13 protein-coding genes and 3 pseudogenes are annotated in these 16,603 nt (G+C 75.6%); 14 read left to right on the top strand and 2 right to left on the bottom strand.

The genetic code is table 11. The features are described 5' to 3' along the window. The 9 genes and pseudogenes from D476_RS0119915 to D476_RS0119865 form a co-directional block, all read left to right on the top strand. A partial coding sequence (locus tag D476_RS0119915) for an ECF transporter S component (protein ID WP_017625689.1) occupies window positions 1-498 on the top strand: 498 nt, incomplete at its 5' end. Further along, window positions 495-2,009, top strand: a complete 1,515-nt coding sequence (locus tag D476_RS0119910; protein WP_017625688.1) for an ABC transporter ATP-binding protein — start codon at window positions 495-497, stop codon at window positions 2,007-2,009. The genes D476_RS0119915 and D476_RS0119910, both read left to right, overlap by 4 nt. After that, window positions 2,003-2,721 (top strand): annotated as a pseudogene (locus D476_RS33920) (energy-coupling factor transporter transmembrane component T). The gene D476_RS0119910 and the pseudogene D476_RS33920 overlap by 7 nt, the downstream one beginning before the upstream one ends. Window positions 2,722-2,782: 61 nt before the next feature. Next, a complete protein-coding gene (locus tag D476_RS0119900) occupies window positions 2,783-3,571 on the top strand; it encodes an enoyl-CoA hydratase-related protein (RefSeq protein ID WP_017625686.1) in 789 nt (262 codons plus the stop codon). Window positions 3,572-3,584: 13 nt separating this feature from the next. Continuing rightward, window positions 3,585-4,139: a YbaK/EbsC family protein gene (locus D476_RS0119895; protein ID WP_017625685.1), complete on the top strand. Its 555-nt coding sequence runs from the start codon at window positions 3,585-3,587 to the stop codon at window positions 4,137-4,139. 140 nt (window positions 4,140-4,279) lie between these two features. After that, window positions 4,280-5,020 (top strand): annotated as a pseudogene (locus tag D476_RS39210) (serine/threonine-protein kinase); the annotation flags it as partial. Window positions 5,021-5,672: 652 nt separating this feature from the next. Continuing rightward, entirely contained in the window at window positions 5,673-6,200 is a 528-nt protein-coding gene (locus tag D476_RS39205) for a hypothetical protein (protein ID WP_017625681.1), read from the top strand. Between the two features lie 232 nt (window positions 6,201-6,432). Beyond that, window positions 6,433-7,212, top strand: coding sequence for an electron transfer flavoprotein subunit beta/FixA family protein (locus tag D476_RS0119870; protein WP_040726705.1), 780 nt, complete (start codon window positions 6,433-6,435; stop codon window positions 7,210-7,212). Between the two features lie 31 nt (window positions 7,213-7,243). Next, window positions 7,244-8,188, top strand: a complete 945-nt coding sequence (locus D476_RS0119865; protein ID WP_017625679.1) for an electron transfer flavoprotein subunit alpha/FixB family protein — start codon at window positions 7,244-7,246, stop codon at window positions 8,186-8,188. Window positions 8,189-8,264: 76 nt separating this feature from the next. Here D476_RS0119865 and D476_RS33915 read toward each other — a convergent pair whose 3' ends face one another. Next, on the bottom strand, window positions 8,265-8,675 hold the full coding sequence (locus D476_RS33915; protein WP_152529397.1) for a hypothetical protein: 411 nt from the start codon (window positions 8,673-8,675) through the stop codon (window positions 8,265-8,267). A 252-nt stretch (window positions 8,676-8,927) separates the two neighbouring features. Between D476_RS33915 and D476_RS0119855 the strand changes: the two genes are divergently transcribed. Next, the gene (locus D476_RS0119855; protein WP_017625678.1) at window positions 8,928-10,103 is read left to right on the top strand and encodes a cysteine desulfurase family protein; all 1,176 of its coding nucleotides are present in this window, start codon (window positions 8,928-8,930) and stop codon (window positions 10,101-10,103) included. Between the two features lie 274 nt (window positions 10,104-10,377). Here the strand turns inward: D476_RS0119855 and D476_RS0119850 are convergent, their stop codons facing one another. Continuing rightward, entirely contained in the window at window positions 10,378-11,535 is a 1,158-nt protein-coding gene (locus D476_RS0119850; RefSeq protein ID WP_017625677.1) for a hypothetical protein, read from the bottom strand. A 67-nt stretch (window positions 11,536-11,602) separates the two neighbouring features. On the opposite strand from D476_RS0119850, the gene mnmA reads away from it, so the two are divergent. The 4 genes and pseudogenes from mnmA to ligA all read left to right on the top strand — a co-directional run bounded on the left by mnmA (window position 11,603) and on the right by ligA (window position 16,511). After that, window positions 11,603-12,697, top strand: coding sequence for a tRNA 2-thiouridine(34) synthase MnmA (mnmA, locus tag D476_RS0119845; protein ID WP_017625676.1), 1,095 nt, complete (start codon window positions 11,603-11,605; stop codon window positions 12,695-12,697). Between the two features lie 57 nt (window positions 12,698-12,754). Further along, window positions 12,755-13,036, top strand: a pseudogene (locus D476_RS39200) (DedA family protein); the annotation flags it as partial. Window positions 13,037-13,249: 213 nt separating this feature from the next. Further along, complete coding sequence (locus D476_RS0119840; RefSeq protein ID WP_026123675.1) at window positions 13,250-14,284, top strand: uroporphyrinogen decarboxylase/cobalamine-independent methonine synthase family protein; 1,035 nt, start codon at window positions 13,250-13,252, stop codon at window positions 14,282-14,284. A 31-nt stretch (window positions 14,285-14,315) separates the two neighbouring features. Continuing rightward, window positions 14,316-16,511 carry an NAD-dependent DNA ligase LigA gene (ligA, locus tag D476_RS0119835; protein WP_017625674.1) on the top strand — a complete coding sequence of 732 codons (2,196 nt, stop codon included), beginning with the start codon at window positions 14,316-14,318 and terminating at the stop codon, window positions 16,509-16,511. Window positions 16,512-16,603: the final 92 nt, after the last annotated feature.

Genomic DNA, 16,603 nt, shown 5'->3' with positions numbered 1-16,603 from the left:
GTGTTCTGGGTCTGGGGAATGCTCTGGTCGGCGCCCCAGCCGCTGTTCCTGTTCTTCCCGCCCGCCCAGGCCGTGATCTACGGCATGTGGCTGGTGCCGGGCGTGCTGGGGATGCTGGTCGTCCGCAAGGCGGGAGCGGGCGTGCTGACCTCGGTGGCCGCCGCGGCCGTCTCGGCCCTGCTGGGCACCTCCTGGGGCCTGATGGTGCTGGTCGCCGGGCTGCTCCAAGGGCTGCTGCCCGAGCTGGTGTTCGCCGCCACCCGGTACCGCCGCTGGGGCATGGGCGTGTCCGTGGCCGCCGGTGCGGTGGCCGGGCTGGCGCCGGTGGCCATGGACCTGACCCTGTACTACCCGACCTGGCCGCCGCACTTCATGCTGGCCTACGGGGTGATCGTGGTGGTCAGCGCCGCCGCGATCGGCGGCGCCGGAAGCCGCGCGCTCACCACCGCGCTGGCCCGCGCCGGGGCGCTGTCGCCGTTCCCGTCGGCGCGCGGATGAGCGCGGAGGACCTCCAGGGCGCCCGCGTGGAGCTCACCGGCTGGGGGTGGCGCTACGCCGGGCGCCGGGCCTGGTCGCTGCGCGGGGTGGACCTGGCGGTCGAACCGGGGGAGCGGGTGCTGCTGCTCGGCCCGTCCGGGGCGGGCAAGTCCACCCTGCTGCACGCCCTGGCCGGTCTGACCGGGCCGGACGCCGCGGTCACCGGCGAGTCCGAGGGGGAGCTGCTGCTGGACGGCGCCCCGGCCCGGCGCGGGCGCGGGGGCGTGGCGCTGGTGGGCCAGGACCCGCACGCACAGCTGGTGATGGCGCGCGCCGGGGACGACGTGGCCTTCGGGCCGGAGAACCTGGGCGTGCCGCCCGAGGAGATCGGCCCGCGGGTGCGCGCCGCGCTGGAGGACGTGGGCTTCCCCTACGGCACCGGCCGCCCCACCGCCGCGCTGTCCGGCGGCGAGCAGCAGCGCCTGGCGATCGCCGGGGCGCTGGCGATGCGGCCGCGGCTGCTGCTGCTCGACGAGCCCACCGCCAACCTCGACCCGGCCGGTGCCGCGCTGGTCCGCGGGGTCGTGGCCGACCTGGCCGCGCGCAGCGGCGCCACCCTGGTGCTGGTCGAGCACCGGGTGGCCGAGGCGGTCGGCCTGGTCGACCGGGTGGTGGTGCTGGAGCCGGGCGGCGGCGTGGCCGCCGACGGCCCGCCGGAGCGGGTGTTCGCCGCCCGCGGCGCCGACCTGGCGGCGCGGGGGGTGTGGGTCCCGGGGCGCGAGCCCGAGGCCCCGCGCGGCCACGGCCGCCCAGGGGAGGCGCTGATCGAGGCCCGCGCCGTGCGTGCGCTGGAGCCGCGCGGCCCCGGCGTGCCCGCGCGCGGCCGCCGCGCCGTGCTGGACGGGGTGGAGGCCGATGTGCCCGCCGCCGCGGTCACGGCGCTGACGGGGCCCAACGGCGCGGGCAAGTCGACCCTGCTGGGGCTGCTGGGCGGACTGGCCCGCCCGGACGGCGGCCGGGTCCGCCCCTCGGGGGCGCTGGCCGGGGCCGACCGGCGCGACCTGGGGCGCTGGCCCGCCCGGCGGCTGGCCGGGCGCGTGGGCACCGTCTTCCAGCACGCCGAGGACCAGTTCGTCACCGGCTCGGTCCGCGACGAGCTGGAGTTCGCCCCGCTGCGCGCCGGGCTGGGTGCGCGGGGGGCGGGGGACCGGGCCGCCGAGCTGATGGGGCGGCTGCGCCTGGAGGGCCTGGCCGACGCCCACCCCTTCACCCTGTCCGGCGGGGAGAAGCGCCGCCTGTCGGTGGCCACCGCGCTGAGCGCGGGCCCCGGGCACGCCCCCGACGTGCTGCTGCTGGACGAGCCGACCTTCGGGCAGGACGCGGTGACCTGGGCGGAGCTGGCCGACCTGCTGCACGGGCTGCGCACCGAGGGCCGGGCCGTGGTCGCGGCCACCCACGACGAGCGGCTGCTCGACGGGTTCGCCGACACCGAGCTGCGGCTGGCGGCGGGGGAGCGGGGGGACCCGTGCTGAAACGCCGCAACCCGGCGGCCAAGCTGGCGGCCGCCCTGCTGGTCGCCCTCGCGCTGGCGCCGGTGGTGGACCCGGTCACCCCCGGCGTGGTGCTGGCGGCCGTCGTCGTGCTGCTGCCGTTCGCCGGGCTCCCGGCGCGGGCGGCGCTGGTGCTGTTNTGCTGTCCCCGCCGCTGCTGCTGGCGGCGGGGTCGGTGGCGGTGGTCAACCTGCTCTACGGCGACGCCGGTCCGATGGCCGCACTCGGCCTGGGGGTGCGGCTGGCGGCCATCGCCCTGCCCTGCGTGCTGGCGGTGCTCACCAGCGACCCCACCGAGACCGCCGACGCGCTGGTGCAGCGGCTCCGGGTGCCCGAGCGCCCGGCCCTGGGGGTGCTGGCCGCGCTGCGCCTGGTGCCGCTGCTGGCCGAGCAGTGGCGCACCCTCACCCTGGCCCGCCGCGCGCGCGGGCTGGAGGCGGGCGGCCGCCCGGCCGCGGCGGTGCGCCTGTTCGCGGGGAAGGTGTTCGCGCTGCTGGTGCGGGCGGTGCGGACCGGGACGCAGCTGGCGGCGGCGATGGACGCGCGCGGGTTCGGCACCGGGCCGCGCACCCGTGCGCGGTACAGCGTGTGGACGGGGGCCGACACGGCGCTGCTGGCGGCCACGGCCGCCGTGCTGGCCGCCGCCTACGGCCTCTCCCTGTGGCTGGGGGCCTGGCGCCCGCTGTTCGCGTGAGCGCGTGGTAGACACCTGGGTGACAGGCAGCGGGCAACAGCGGGTACAGGAGGCGAGAGTCGTGCCGGAGTTCGTGCGCGTGGAGAAGGACCCGACCCACCCGGCGGTGGCGGTGGTCCGGCTGGACCGCCCCAAGATGAACGCGCTCAACGCGCAGGTGCAGCGGGAGATCGGGGCGGCCGCCGAGGAGGTCGCCGCCGACGCCTCGGTGGCGGCGGGGGTCGTCTACGGCGGCGAGCGGGTCTTCGCCGCCGGGGCGGACGTCAAGGAGATGGCCGACATGTCGTTCGCCGACATGAGCGCCCACGCGCGCACCCTCCAGGACTGCTTCACGGCCGTGGCGCGGGTGCCTAAGCCCGTGGTCGCCGCGATCACCGGCTACGCCCTGGGCGGCGGGTGCGAGCTGGCGCTGTGCGCCGACTTCCGGGTCGCGGCCGAGGACGCCAAGCTGGGCCAGCCCGAGATCCAGCTGGGCATCATCCCGGGCGCCGGGGGCACCCAGCGCCTGCCGCGCCTCATCGGCCCGGCCCGGGCCAAGGACCTCATCTTCACCGGTCGGCACGTGGACGCCGCCGAGGCCGAGCGGATCGGCCTGGTCGACCGGGTGGTCCCGGCCGACCGGGTGTACTCCACCGCGGTGGAGATGGCGGCCCGGTACGCGGGCGGTCCGGCGGTGGCGCTGAGCGCCGCCAAGGAGGCGATCGACCGGGGCCTGGAGACCGACCTGGACACCGGCCTGGAGATCGAGCGCGGCCGGTTCTCCGGGCTGTTCGGCACCGACGACCAGAAGGCCGGGATGCGCAGCTTCGTGGAGCAGGGCCCCGGCAAGGCCGAGTTCACCGGCCGCTGAGAGGAGTGAGCCGATGCAGGTGTGGGGGTTCGACGCCGTGCCCGCCCGCGAGCGGGCCGATCTGCTCGCCCCGCCCGTCGCCGCCGCCCTGGAGGGGTGGAAGGGGGCCGAGGGCGAGGAGGCGCCGCTGGTGGCGCCCATCGACCCGGACCTGGCCGACACGGCGGCGTGCTGCGAGCGCTACGGCGTCCCGCCGGAGGCCTCGGCCAACTGCGTGATCGTGGCGGGCAGGCGGGCGGGCGAGGTGCGTATGGCCGCCTGCGTCGTGCTCGCCACCACGCGGGCCGACGTCAACGGGGCGGTGCGCCGCCTGCTGGGGGCGCGCAAGGCCTCCTTCGCCCGCCAGGAGGACGCGGTGGAGGCGACCGGCATGGCCTTCGGCGGCATCACCCCCGTGGGACTGCCGCCGGACTGGCCGGTCCTGGTCGATGCGGCCGCCGCCGAGTGCCCCCGCGCGGTGATCGGCGCCGGGGTGCGGTCGGCCAAGCTCATCGTGCCCGGCGCCGCCCTGGCGCGGCTGCCGGGGGCCCAGGTCGTCGACGGGCTGGGGGTCGCGGCCGCGGGCTGAGGAACCGGGCGCCCCGGATTTCCGTCATACTCGTGGGGTTGCCCGAACTTCGGGGCCCGGCGGCCGTCGGCCGCGGACGGCCCCCGGCCGACGACTAAGCTGGTGTGGTGGTATGCGGGGTTTGAGGGGATGAGCAGGCAATGGCTATGACGGCAGGTTTCCCCGAGGGCGAGGAGCTGCCGGAACGCGTCGGCCCTTACACCATTCGGCGGCGCATCGGCCAGGGCGGCATGGGCGTGGTGTACCAGGGGCACGACCCCCGGCAGGACCGCTTCGTGGCGATCAAGGTGCTGCGCTCGGAGGTGGCCGGGGACGCGATCGCCCGCGCCCGGCTGGCCCGCGAGGTGGAGACCATGCGGCGGGTGCGCAGCCGCAACGTCGCCGAGGTCATCGACGCCGACACCGAGGCCGAGCTGCCGTGGGTGGTCACCGAGTACATCCCGGGGCCGACCCTGGACGCCACCGTGGAGAACCACGGCCCGCTGCGCGGGCGCGCCCTGACCCGCTTCGTCGGCGGCCTGGCACGGGCCATCGACGACATCCACGCCGCCGAGGTCATCCACCGCGACCTCAAGCCGGGCAACGTCATCATCTCCAACGGCGAGCCCATCGTCATCGACTTCGGCATCGCCCACGCGGTGGACGGCGCCAAGCTCACCCAGACCGGCACCTTCGTGGGCACCCCGAGCTACCTGTCGCCGGAGGTCATCGAGGGCACGGCGCTGGGCCCGGCGACCGACGTGCACGCCTGGGGCGCCACCGTGGCCTTCGCCTCCACCGGCACCGCGCCCTACGGCGCCGGCTCGTTCGAGGTCATCTTCTTCCGCATCCTCAACGGGGAGATCAGCCTGGACGGGATGCCCGACCAGCTGCGCCCGCTGGTGAACGCGGCGGTCTCCCGGGACATGGCGGCCCGCCCCACCGCGGCCCAGCTCGTGGCCGAGACCGCCCGGCTCAACCTGGACCTGCCGCTCAGCGACGACATGGCGGCCTATGCGGCGTCCGGGACGACCGGCAGCCACACCGTGCACGCGCCGATGCAGGAGCGGCCCCCGCAGCAGCAGGAGCAGGCTCTGTACGCCGAGCCCGAGGCACCCGAGGCGCCCGAGGCTCCCCGGACGCAGGCGTACGACCCCTCCTCCACGCAGCAGGCGCAGCCTCAGCGGACGCAGCACACGCAGGCGGTCCCGGCCGAGTCCGAGCCCGAACCGCAGGTGCGCACCTACTACGCCGACGACGATGAGGCGGACGGCGCCGCGCAGGGGCCGCACACCCAGTACTTCAACTCCACGCTGCGCCCTGAGGACTTCCGCGACATCCTGACCCCGGTCGGCCAGGAGCAGGGGCGCGGCGGCTCCCCCGACCAGACCGCGATGTTCGGCGGCGAGGGCGTCGAGGAGGGCTACACCACCTCCCGCGNAGGGGGGCGGCCGCCGCAGCCGAACCGACCGGTGGTCGGACTACTTCGGCGGCCACGACGGCGACTCCTACGACGACGAGCGCTGGCACCTGCCCAGGCTCTACCTGCTGCCGGTGGCGGCGCTGACCGCCGGGCTGGCGCTGGTGGTGCCCACCATCGGCCTGGTGGTCGGGCTGCTGGCGGTGAGCGTCCTGGGCGCGCTGGACAAGGTCAAGTCCGACCACGCCCGGCGGCTGCAGACCCGCGGCCCGCGCAGCTCCGACACCATGGTGGTGGCGCTGAGCATGCCGGTGGCGCTGATCCGGTCGCTGGGGGTCAACGTGGGCCTCGGGCTGCTCTACCTGGTCGTCGGCGTCGTGCTGGGCATCATCATCGGGCTGGTCACCGATACCAACACCGCCAACAACGTGGGCTCCTACGCGGTGTTCTTCATGGTGCTGGGCACCATGGTGGGCCCCAACGGCAGGGGCGCCCGGCGCCAGGCGATGGAGCTGGTGGACAAGGCGGGCTTCCGCAACGTCTACGTCTACTGGGGCGTGATCGTGTTCACCGTGCTGTTCGCGCTGCTGGTGCTCTCCTTCGGGTTCACCTCGGCCCCGGTGTGGACGGGCTGGTCGCCCTCCCAGCCGTTCGGCGGCTGAGGCTGCGGTGGGCCCCTGTTCGCTCTGAGCGCACACCCGCGTTCGCCGTCCTGGCTACTAGTCAGTAACATCGGGGGTGTCGGAGACGACGAAGTGCGGGGCGCGGGACCGGAACGCGCCCCCGGCGCCGGATGCGACCAGCGCATTTGGCACCCTTAGGGACCACGGACGCGCCCGCGTCCGCGCCGCCGGAGGGCGACGCATCGGAGTGCAGGGAGGTCGGCCACCGGCCATGAATATTGTCGTTTTGGTCAAGCAGGTCCCGGACACGGCGACCGAGCGGAAACTGACGTCCGACGACTTCACGCTGGACCGCGCCGCGTCGGACGGGGTCATCAACGAGCTCGACGAGTACGCGATCGAGGAGGCCCTCCTCCTCCGCGAGAAGCACGGGGGCGAGGTCACCGTCCTGACCATGGGTCCGGACCAGGCGACCGACTCCATCCGCAAGGCGCTGTCCATGGGCGCCGACAAGGCGGTGCACCTCGTCGACGACGCGCTGCACGGCTCGGACGCCCTGCAGACCGCCTACGCGCTGTCCAAGGCGCTGGGCACCCTGGAGTTCGACCTGGTCGTCCTGGGCTCGGAGTCCACCGACGCGCGCACCGGCGTGGTCGGCGCCGCCCTGGCCGAGTACCTGGGCCTGCCCCAGCTCACCCTGGCGGGCAAGGTCGACGTGGACGGCACCGCGGTGAAGATCCAGCGCCAGACCGACTACGGCTACGACGTCGTCGAGGCGCAGCTGCCCGCCGTGGTCTCGGTCGTGGAGAAGATCAACGAGCCGCGCTACCCGTCCTTCAAGCTGATCATGCAGGCCAAGAAGAAGCCGGTGGCCAAGCTCGGCATCGCCGACGCCGGCATCGAGGCCGACAGGGTCGGCACGGCCGCCGCGGCCACCGAGACCGTCGAGGCCAGCCCCGCCCCGCCGCGGGCCGCCGGAACGATCGTCAAGGACGAGGGCGACGGCGGCGCCAAGGCGGCCGACTTCCTCGCCGAGAAGAAGTTCGTTTAGGTCCGGCGGAGACGAAAGAGGGGTTTTACCAATGGCTGAGGTCCTCGTCCTCGTCGACCACGTCGACGGTGAGGTCAAGAAGGTCACCACCGAGCTGCTGACCGCCGCGCGGCGGATCGGCGAGCCGTCGGCCGTGTGGGTCGGCGAGGCGTCCGACTCGGGCACGGCCAAGCTGGCCGAGTACGGCGCGCAGAAGGTCTACACCGCCCCGGCGGAGCTGAACGACTACGTCGTGGCGCCCACCGCCGAGCTGCTGGCGAAGCTGGCCCGGGACACGGGCGCGGCGGCGGTGCTGGTCTCGGCCACGGCCCAGAACAAGGAGGTCGCCGGGCGCACCGCGGTCAAGCTGGGCTCGGGCGTGCTCACCGACGTCGTCGACGTCTCGGCCGACCTGGTCACCGACCACAGCATCTTCGGCGGGGCCATGGTCACCAAGGCCAAGGTGCGCTCCGGCGCCGCCGTGGTGGCCGTGCGGCCCAACTCGGTCCCGGCCGAGCCGCAGGCGGGCGAGGCCGCTGTGCAGGCCGTGGAGGTGGAGGTCCCCGAGGCCGCCAAGGGCGCCCGCGTGGTCGAGCGCGTGGCCCAGGAGCAGGGCGAGCGCCCGGAGCTGACCGAGGCCGCGATCGTGGTCTCCGGCGGCCGGGGCGTCGGCTCGGACGACTTCACCGTGGTCGAGAAGCTGGCCGACTCGCTGGGCGCGGCCGTGGGCGCCTCCCGCGCCGCGGTCGACGCGGGCTGGTACCCCAACCAGTTCCAGGTCGGCCAGACCGGCAAGACGGTCAGCCCGAACCTGTACATCGCGCTGGGCATCTCGGGCGCGATCCAGCACCGGGCCGGCATGCAGACCTCGAAGAACATCGTGGCGGTCAACAAGGACCCCGAGGCCCCGATCTTCGAGATCGCCGACTTCGGCGTGGTGGGCGACCTGCACACCGTCGCCCCGCAGCTGACCGAGGAGATCGGCAAGCGCAAGTAGGGCGTTCTCCCGCACCGCGAGGCGGGCCCCGGGCGATGCGCCCGGGGCCCGCCTCATGCCGTCCTAGGCGAGGGGATCATCGCCGGGGGACGGGGCCGCCCTCGCCCGGGGCGCCCGGAGCGACCGTCGGGTACACGGGCTCGGGGCCGTCGATCACCACGTCGACGGCGTACCGGTCGCCGGGCACGTCCCCGGCCGGCCCCGCCCGCGTCCAGCCCCTCCCACCCGGCCAGGGTCGGCACCTCCCGGTCCCGGTCGGGCAGGGCGTGGAACACCCGGCCCACGTCGGCCGGCCCGCCGTCCTCCACTCGGGGCGGACCGCGCGGGCGTCGCGCAGGTGCGCCCGGAGCCGGGCGGCCAGCGCGCCGCGCCGGGTGCGCCCGCGCCGGTGGTCGGCGAGCACCCGGCGGGCCACGCCGAACACCCGGGGGCGGACGCCGTCCCCGGCGGGGACGTCGGCGATCCGCGCCCACACCGCGGTGAACACCCCGGCCACCGGGTCGGCGGCGTCGGTGTCGTCCAGGCGGGCGCAGCAGGTAGCGCAGGACGTCGGCGTAGCAGGCGTCGTAGAGCGCCTCGAAGCGCTCGACCGGCCCCTGCGGCCGCCCCGTGCCGTCCCGTGGAGTGCGGGGCGCGGCGTCCCCCTCCTTCGGGCGGCCGTCCTCTGTCACCCGGGTACCCGTCCGGCACCCCTCCGGGCGTTTCACCCCTTCCGGACCGCCGTATCCTTGGGGGCGCCATGGTGTATCTGGATCACGCCGCGACGACGGCCGTGCGCCCCGAGGCCCTCGCCGCGATGACCGAGGAGTTCGGGCGCCTGGGGAACGCCTCCGCACTGCACGGGGCCGGGCGGGCCGCCCGCCGGGTGGTGGAGGAGGCCCGCGAGGACATCGCCGGTGCCCTGGGGGCCTCCCCGAACGAGGTGGTGTTCACCGCGGGCGGCACCGAGGCCGACAACCTCGCGGTCAAGGGCCTGTACTGGGCCCGGTCGGCGGCCGACCCGCGGCGGCGCCGGGTGCTGGTGAGCGCGGTCGAGCACCACGCGGTGCTGGACCCGGCGCACTGGCTGGGCGGGCGCCAGGGCGCCGTGGTCGAGGAGCTGCCGGTGGACGGGCGCGGCGCGGTGCGCCCGGAGGACCTGCGCGCGGCGATCGCGCGCGACCCCGGCGGTGTGGCGCTGGTCTCGGTGATGTGGGCCAACAACGAGGTCGGCACGGTGCAGCCGGTGGCCGAGCTGGCCGAGGCGGCCGCCGAGTTCGGGGTGCCGATGCACACCGACGCCGTCCAGGCGGTCGGCGCGCTCGATGTGGACTTCTCCGCGCACGCGGGCCTGGCGGCGCTGACCGCCTCGGCGCACAAGATCGGCGGGCCGGTGGGCGCGGGCGCGCTGGTGCTGGCGCGCGGGGTGGACCCGGAGCCGGTGCTGCACGGCGGGGGCCAGGAGCGGGACGTGCGCTCGGGCACCCTGGCGGCGCCGCTGCTGCGCGGGTTCGCCGAGGCGGCGCGGCTGGCCGCGGCCGAGCGCGCCGAGCACGCCGGGCATCTGGCGCGGCTGCGCGAGGAGCTGGTGCGCACCGTGCACAAGGCCGTGCCGGACGCGGTGCTCAACGGCGACCCGGAGGACCGCCTGCCGGGCAACGCCCACTTCTCCTTCCCCGGCTGCGAGGGCGACGCGCTGCTGATGCTGCTGGACGCCCAGGGCATCGCCTGCTCGACCGGGTCGGCGTGCACGGCCGGGGTGGCCCGGCCCTCGCACGTGCTGCTGGCGATGGGCGCCGACACCGACACCGCGCTGGGCTCGCTCCGCTTCAGCCTGGGGCGCGGGTCGACGGCGGCGGACGTGGAGGCGCTGGGCGCGGCGATCGGCCCCGCGGTGGAGCGGGCCCGCGCCGCGCGCGGCACCCGGCGGCGCTGACCCCCGGTGCTGCTGGATCGTTGATGGGAGACGTGTGCCCCGATCAGTGGTCGACGACCGCCGGTAACCGTTTGACCGGGACACCGATCAGCCCGGCGTCGGACCGCGGCGCAGAGCGCGCGGCCCCTCGGGCACACTCCGGCCCCAGCCGGCCCTTCGGCGTGCGGACCACCCGCCCGACGCCGCGGTCCTCTGGCGCACCCGGCTCGCACGCACCGACCGCGGGCGCCCCTCGCCGTGTCCGCGGCAGGTTCGGAGATCTCCCATCGATGATCTAGCGCTGGCGCCGGATGGGCTGGGTGAGCGCGCCGATGAACCGCCAGTCCGGGTCCATGCTGCTGCCGACCGATGCGCCGTGCGGCCACTGCCGCGCGGCCTCCTCCAGCGGGCCCATCACCCCGGCCTCGGGGTCCAGGTACAGGTAGAGCCGCCGCTTCCCGGCGGAGGTCTCCTGGCCGAAAAGCGCGCCGTCGCCGCCGGCCACCCGCTGCAGCCGCTGGGAGAAGGCGTCCATCTCGGCGGCGGCCTCGGCGGTGGGCTGGCGCTCGTCGTCGGAGTCGGTGTAGGCCAGCTCGACGCGGGCCAGCAGGGTGAAGGCGGGGAAGTCGCGGCGGCGCAGGGGGTGGCGGGCCTGGACCTCGATCACGCCGCGCAGCGGCACCCGCGCCCGGAAGGACACCCAGGATCCGCCCGAGCCGCCGGTGATCTGCTCGACGACCGAGGGCACGGCGGTGGGCGGCAGCGGGTCCAGCGGCTTCTCCACCAGCGGCCGGACCTCGCCCACGGCGCGCACCCGGTCGTCCTCGCCCACGGCGAGCAGCACCACGTGCTCGGCGACCCCGGCCCGGTCCTCCTCGGAGAGGAACATGAAGTCGGGGTGGTAGACCCCGGCGTCGACGCGGCCGCGGCGCTGGTCCACCCGCAGCTCCACGGTGGCGTGCGACAGGTCCAGCTCGTGGCCGTTCCAGTCCAGGCCCCCGGCGAGCGCCCGGTGGTCGGCGGGGACGGCGGGGCGGAACGCCCACTCCGGCTCCTCGGGGGCCGCGCGCGACCAGCGCTCGGAGAGCACCCGCGCCTCGTCGTCGGGGCCGGGGCGCAGGGTGAGGGCGTAGTCGGGGGCCGGGCCTCCGGCCGCCGCGTCCTGTTCGGTCAGCCGCCGCAGCAGGTCGTCGGGGTCGGCGTCGAGCGGGGCGTCCAGGTCCGCCGGGCCCGGCTCGGCGGGCTCGGGGGCGCGTCCCACGTCCCACCCCAGGGCGGGGTGGATGCGGTGCACCAGCTCGGTCAGCCGCGCCGCCGCCTCCTCGGGCACGGGTTCTCCGGCGTCGACGGCCGACGCCAGCGCGGGGCGCAGCTCGGGCCAGGCGGCCCAGAAGGCGTCGATGGTGACGGCGGACTCGGACGCGGGGGAGCGGCGGCGACGGAACAGAGCCATGGTCCGATTTTCGCAGAAGCGGGAGGTGTCCTGGGCCCGCCCCGGGGGCGCATACCCTGGAGGGGCTATGACTCTGCGTGTACTGGCCGCCATGTCCGGCGGCGTCGACTCGGCCGTGGCCGCGGCCCGTGCCGCCGAGGCGGGCCACGATGTCACCGGCGTCCACCTGGCGCTCTCGAAGAACCCGCAGTCCTACCGGACGGGGGCGCGGGGGTGCTGCACGGTGGAGGACTCCCGCGACGCCCGGCGGGCGGCGGACGTGATCGGCATCCCGTTCTACGTGTGGGACATGGCCGAGGAGTTCGACCGGGACGTGGTCCAGGACTTCGTCGCCGAGTACGCCGCCGGGCGCACGCCCAACCCGTGCCTGCGCTGCAACGAGAAGATCAAGTTCGAGGCGGTGCTGGACCGGGCGGTGGCGCTGGGCTTCGACGCGGTGTGCACCGGCCACCACGTGCGCAAGGTGGACGGCCGCCTGGTGCGCAGCGTGGACCAGGGCAAGGACCAGTCCTACGTGCTGGGGGTGCTCACCCGCGAGCAGCTCGGGCACGCGATGTTCCCGCTGGGCGATGTCGCCAAGGACGAGGTGCGGGCCGAGGCGGCGCGGCGCGGGCTGGCGGTGGCCGACAAGCCGGACAGCCACGACATCTGCTTCATCGCCGACGGCGACACCGCCGGGTTCCTCAAGGACCGCCTGGGCGGCGCCCCGGGCCCGATCAAGGACGAGGCCGGGAACGTGGTGGGCGAGCACGGGGGCGCGCACGCCTTCACCGTGGGCCAGCGCAAGGGGCTGGACCTGGGCGGGGCCCCGGAGCGCCGCTACGTGCTGTCCATCGAGCCGGTGGAGAACACGGTGACGGTGGGGCCGCGCTCCTCGCTGCGGGTCGCGGCGATCCGCGGCGACCGCCCGGTGTGGAGCGGCCGCGCCGTCCTGACCGCGGACGAGGGGGACCTGGCCTGCACCGTGCAGCTGCGCGCGCACGGCGAGGTCTACGGCTGCACGGTGCGCTCCGAGGGCGCGGGCCTGCGGATCGAGCTGGACGAGCCGGCCGCGGGGGTGGCGCCGGGCCAGACCGCGGTGTTCTACGACGGCCCGGCGGTGCTCGGCTCGGCGACGATCGGGGCCACCGAGGCGGCCCCTTCCATGGCCACTTCCGGTTAGGTTAGCCTTAACAATGCCGTCCGGGAGGTCCGGGCGGCGCGGGCACCGGGAGGGCGCATGGAGTACGGGTTCCTGGAGGGGCGTCCCTTCTGGATCGTCTACTCGGCGCTGTTCGCGATCGTCTTCGCCCGCACCATGGCCACCTACTGGATCGGGCGGGGGCTGGGCGCCGGGGTGCACCGGTCCCGGCTCGGCGAGCGGCTGGGGACGCGCCTGGACCGCGCCGAGCGGCTGATCAACCGGTTCGGCCCGCCCGTGGTCACCGCCGTCTACCTGACCGTGGGCGTGCAGACCGCCGTGCACCTGGTGGCCGGGGCGATGCGGATGCACTTCGCGCGCTACCTGGCCGCGATGCTGCCCGGGTGCGCCCTGTGGGCCGCGCTGTACAGCCTGGGCGGGATGGCGGTCATCGCCGCCTGGTGGAACGCCTTCACCCATTCGCCCNGGCGGCCGCCGCCGCGGTGGCCGGGGTGCTGGTGTACCGGCGGCGCCGCGCCGCTCGGGCGGCCGAGGGCACCGCTTCCGACGAGGGTTCGCCTACCCTTGTCGGACGTGACTGAGCCCCGACGCTATCCCTGGCCCGCCGCGAGCGCCACCGGCATGGGGTCCTACCCCTGGACCGACCCCGACGAGGCCGCGCGCACCGTCTTCGGCGAGCTGCCCGACCTTCCGCACCTGCCCGAGCTGCCCGCCCGCGGCGCCGGGGCCGACACCGTCGGCCGCGCCGCCGCCCTGCTGGTCGACCTGCCGCTGGAGGTGCAGCCGACCGGGTGGCGGGTGGCCCGCGCCCCCGGCCGGGACCTGGCGCGCGCCCGCAGCTTCCTGTCCTGGGACCTGGACGCGGTGCAGCGGCACGGCGCCGCCTTCCAGGGCGCGTTCAAGCTCCAGGTCGCCGGGCCCTGGACGCTGGCGGCCTCCGTGGAGCTGCGCGGCGGCGAGCGGATGCTGAGCGACCCCGGCGCCGTGGCCGACCTGGCCGCCTCCCTGGAGGAGGGGCTGCGCGCGCACATCGCCGAGGTGGCCGGGCGCCTGCCCGGGGCCCACCTGGTGGTGCAGGTCGACGAGCCGGGGCTGCCCGCCGTCGCGGCCGGGCAGGTGCCCACCGCCAGCGGGCTGCGCCGCATCCCCGCACCCGACCGGGTGCGGGTGGAGGAGCGGCTGCGCGCGCTGAGCGCCGCCGTCGCCGGTGCCGGAGCGGTCCCGGCGGTGCACTGCTGCGCCCCGGGCGCGCCGGTCTCCCTGTTCCACCGGTGCGGTTTCCGCGCCCTGGCGCTGGACGCCGCGCTGCTCGGCCGCGAGGACGACGAGGCCCTGGGTACGGCCCTGGAGGACGGTGTCGGTCTCATTATGGGTGTGGTTCCGGGCACGGGCCCGCGTCGCGGGGAGGGACTGTCCGACCTGGGCAGTACCGTCGATCCTGTACGGGAGCTGTGGAACCGCATCGGGCTCGGTCCGGAGGCGCTCGCCGACGCGGTGGTGTGCGCCCCCGCGTGCGGACTGGCGGGCGCGTCCCCGGACGGCGCCCGCGAGGCACTGGCCGTCTGCCGGGCGGCCGCGCGGGTGCTGCGCGACGAGCCGCGGCGGTGACACGGCGCTGGATGAGGAAAGGACGCCCTGGGTGAGCGCGGAGAGGTCGACCGCAGTCGATTCCGTCCCCGATGAGGTGCGCGAGCGCCATGCCGAGCTGTCGCAGGAGATCGACGACCACAGCTACCGGTACTACATGAAGACGCCCGTCATCTCCGACGCCGAGTACGACGGGCTGATGGGCGAGCTGCGCTCGATCGAGGACCGCTACCCCCAGCTGGTCACGCAGGACTCGCCGACGCAGAAGGTCGGCGCGCCGATCAGCAACCTGTTCGCGCCGGTGGAGCACCTGCGGCGGATGGAGAGCCTGGACAACGCCTTCAACGCCGAGGAGCTGGCGGCCTGGGCCGCGCGGGTGGAGGGCGAGGCTCCGGTCGACGCCTACCTGTGCGAGCTGAAGATCGACGGCCTGGCCATCGACCTGGTCTACGAGAACGGGCGGCTGACCCCCGCCGCCACCCGCGGCGACGGCCGGGTGGGCGAGGACATCACCCTCAACGCCCGCACCATCGCCGCCGTCCCCGAGCGCCTGGACGAGAGCGTGCGCCCGGCCCCCGAGCTGCTGGAGGTGCGCGGCGAGGTCTTCCTGCCGGTGGCCGAGTTCGAGGCGCTGAACCGGCGCCTGGCGGCCGACGGCAGGGCCGAGTTCGCCAACCCGCGCAACGCCGCCGCCGGGTCGCTGCGGCAGAAGGACCCGCGGGTCACCGCCACCCGGCCGCTGACCATGATCTGCCACGGGGTGGGGGAGCACCGCGGGGTGGACTTCGCCCGCCAGTCGCACGTGTACGACATGCTGCGGGACTGGGGCCTGCCGGTCAGCGACCGCTACCGGGTGCTGCCCGACCTGGACGCGGTGGCCGGATACGTCGCCCACTACGGCGACCACCGGCACGACCCCGCCTACGAGATCGACGGCGTGGTGGTCAAGGTCGACGACGTGGCGCTGCAGCGGCGCCTGGGCTCCACCAGCAGGGCGCCGCGCTGGGCCATCGCCTACAAGTACCCGCCCGAGGAGGTCACCACCCGGCTGGTGGACATCCGGGTGAACGTGGGGCGCACCGGCCGGGTCACCCCCTACGGCGTGATGGAGCCGGTGCGGGTGGCCGGGTCCGAGGTGGAGTTCGCCACGCTGCACAACGCCCAGGAGGTCGAGCGCAAGGGCGTGCTCATCGGCGACACCGTGCGGCTGCGCAAGGCCGGGGGCGTCATCCCGGAGATCCTCGGCCCGGTCACCGAGGCGCGGGACGGCTCCGAGCGGCCCTTCTCCATGCCCGAGACCTGCCCCGAGTGCGGCACCCCGCTCGGGCAGCAGAAGGAGGGCGACGTCGACCTGCGCTGCCCCAACGCCCGCTCCTGCCCGGGGCAGCTCCGCGAGCGGCTCTTCTACATCGCCGGGCGCAAGGCGCTGGACATCGAGACGCTGGGGTACGTGGCGGCCACCGCCCTCACCCAGCCGCTGGAGCCGGCCGAGCCGCCGCTCAAGGACGAGGGCGACCTGTTCGGGCTGTCGGTGGAGCGGCTGCTGCCCATCCGCACCCTGGTGCTCGACCCCGACACCACCGAGCCCAAGCTCGACCCCGCGACGGGCGAGCGCAAGGTGGTGACGTTCTTCGCCAACCAGGACGGCGAGCCCAAGAAGACCGTGGAGAAGCTCTTCGAGGAGCTGGAGGCGGCCAAGGAGCGGCCGCTGTGGCGGGTGCTGGTGGCGCTGTCCATCCGGCACGTGGGGCCGCGCGCCGCCGAGGACCTGGCGCGCCACTTCCGGTCGCTGGAGGCCATCGAGGCCGCGACCGAGGAGGAGCTGGCCTCGGTGGACGGGATCGGCCCCACCATCGCCGCCTCCATCCGCGAGTGGTTCGGCGAGGAGTGGCACCGCGAGATCGTGCGCAAGTGGCGCGAGGCCGGGGTGCGCATGGAGGACGAGGGCGCCGGGTCGGGGCCGCGGCCGCTGGACGGCGTGACCCTGGTGGTGACCGGGTCGCTGGAGGGCTACACCCGGGACGGCGCCAAGGAGGCCGCCGCCGAGGCCGGGGGCCGGGTGACCGGCTCGGTCTCCAAGAAGACCGACTTCCTGGTGGCCGGGGAGAGCCCCGGGAGCAAGTACGACAAGGCCCTGAAGCTGGGGGTTCCGGTCCTCGACGAGGAGGGGTTCGGGGTGCTGCTCGCCGCCGGGCCGGATGAGGCCAGGAAGGTCGCGCAGGTCGCCGAGGAGGCGGACGGCGGCTGAGGCGGCGGGGCGCCGTCCGGGTGTCGGCGCAGGTCGGGCCGGTGCGGCGGGGGACACGGCGGGCCATCCCCGCGGATTCGGGCGCAAACCTC

Source organism: Nocardiopsis chromatogenes YIM 90109, from assembly GCF_000341185.1.
GTDB lineage: Bacteria > Actinomycetota > Actinomycetes > Streptosporangiales > Streptosporangiaceae > Nocardiopsis_A > Nocardiopsis_A chromatogenes.
The sequence above is the reverse complement of the archived record's forward strand: the minus strand, read 5'-3'. Positions and strand labels throughout refer to the sequence as shown.